Source organism: Sphingobium sp. (assembly GCF_035511395.1).
GTDB lineage: Bacteria > Pseudomonadota > Alphaproteobacteria > Sphingomonadales > Sphingomonadaceae > Sphingobium.
The window spans coordinates 1-1,971 of sequence record NZ_DATKFP010000175.1; the positions used below are offsets into that span (position 1 = coordinate 1).

Consider the following 1,971-nt stretch of genomic DNA (forward strand, 5'->3'; position numbering starts at 1 on the left):
CTCAGCTCGCGCCCTGTAAAACCCATGATTTTCTCCACTCATTCAGCATAGCTGCAACATGGGGTGCGATAGTCTCGGGGCAAGGAAGATAGCGCAGCGTAAATCAATGCAGCTCCGTCCGTTATGGGCAGTTGTCGACCACATCAGGACATTTAGCCGTGCTGACGCGAACGTCCGAGTCTGCCGAAAGCGGCGGTTTGAGGATGATGCTGCTGGTAGGTTGCCGCTTCAACGCCACATATTCCCAGAATAGTTCGACACATTTAGCTGTCAGTCTTAACTAACCAGTCGCGGACCTGATTGAGTGTGCGCCGTTCCTGGTCCGCCTCCATGACGAAGGGGTCTGCGATCGCGGTTCCGGTTGCGTGGGTAGCCAACACCGCCTGACTATTGCCAACACCATATCCGCCGTGGGTGATGAACGGGCGAAGCGTCTTCCCGCGTAGATCGTGAGCCTTCAAGAACGAGCGGATCGGCGGGGGTGCCGTCTCCCCCCAGATAGGGAATCCAAGGAAGACGGTGCCATAGGCGGCAATGTTATTGACTTTGGCCGCCAAGGAAGGTTCGAACCCGCTGTCACGCTCGCGGGTGGCCTGCGCGACATGCTGCTCATAATCCTCCGGGTAAGGACTTGCCGGTCGGATCTCGAAGAGGTCAGCGCTCAACGCTCGTTGCAATGTTCCCGCGATCACGCGGGTATTGCCCGATCGGGTGAGGTACGCGACCAGTGTCTTGCCAGCGCGAGCACGCTGCTGTTCCGGCTCTTGGGCGCACGCCGTGCCAACCAGCGAAAGAATCGCCGGGGTCGCCAGCACGGTACGGCGCGAGAACCGCTGCGGACCCTGCGTCATATGATCTCCGGTAGCTTCGCCAGATGCTTGTCGAGCGTGATAGGATATTCCCGCACCCGCACCCCGGTTGCGTTATAGACCGCATTTGCGATCGCTGGTGCGACGCCCGAGATGCCAAGCTCGCCTACGCCCTTCGCCTTCACGGGTGACATTGTCGGATCGGTTTCCTCCAGGAAGAAGACGTCCTGATGCGGGATGTCGGCATGGACCGGCACTTCGTATCCAGCGAGGTCGTGATTGACGAAGAAGCCGAAGCGCTTGTCGACAGCCAGTTCCTCCATCAGGGCCGCGCCAGCGCCGCCCACCATGCCGCCGATCACCTGGCTGCGGGCGGTAATGGGGTTGAGGATACGTCCGGCCGCGCAGACGGCGAGCATCCGCCGGATGCGGATTTCACCGGTATAGGCGTCCACCGCGACTTCGCAGAAATGAGCGCCAAAGGTCTGCTGCTCGAAACGCTTCGACAGGTCGCCATATTCCATCTTGTCTTCCGCCGTGATCGCACCGTCCTTCGCAGCCTGGGCGAGCGGCGCACGCCGACTTCCGGCACGAACTTCGCCGTCGATGAACTCGGCATCGGCAGCGTCGAACCCGAGTTTGGCAGCGACGGCTTCGCGCAGCTTCATGCACGCGGCGTAGGCACCTGCCGTGGCGGACGCGGCACCGCCTTGTCCGCCACCTCCGAATGCTTCGGGGAAATCGGAGTCGGCAAGCTTCACCACAACGCGGTCGAGGGGCAGGCCCATCATCTCCGCGACCGTCTGGCCGATGATGGTGTAACTGCCCGTCCCCATGTCGGTCATGTTGCTCTCGACAGTCACGATACCCTTGGCGTCGAGGGTGACACGCCCACCCGCCGGCATGATCGGGGCGCCACGGATCGCAGAGGCCATGCCCATGCCGATCAGCCAGCGGCCTTCACGACGGCTGCCGGGCTTGGCCTGGCGCTCCTTCCAACCGAAGCGTTCGGCACCCGTGCGCAGGCATGGCACCAACTGCCGGATGGAGAAGGGACGTAGAGCCTCCACCGCCTTGCCCTGGTTGCCGCTTGCCGATTGCGGATCAGTGGGTGAGCCACGGCCGGGGTCGCCCGGTACGACCTGCGTATCGTTGAGGATGC

At 62.4% G+C, this 1,971-nt stretch carries 2 protein-coding genes; both read right to left on the reverse strand.

Going from position 1 to position 1,971, the window contains the following annotated elements; all coding sequences use genetic code 11:
- Window positions 1-263 precede the first annotated feature (263 nt).
- Window positions 264-851: a flavodoxin gene (locus VMR39_RS11735; protein WP_325416144.1), complete on the reverse strand. Its 588-nt coding sequence runs from the start codon at window positions 849-851 to the stop codon at window positions 264-266.
- On the reverse strand, window positions 848-1,971 hold a 1,124-nt coding region (locus VMR39_RS11740), incomplete at its 5' end, for a molybdopterin cofactor-binding domain-containing protein (protein ID WP_325416145.1). The genes VMR39_RS11740 and VMR39_RS11735, both read right to left, overlap by 4 nt.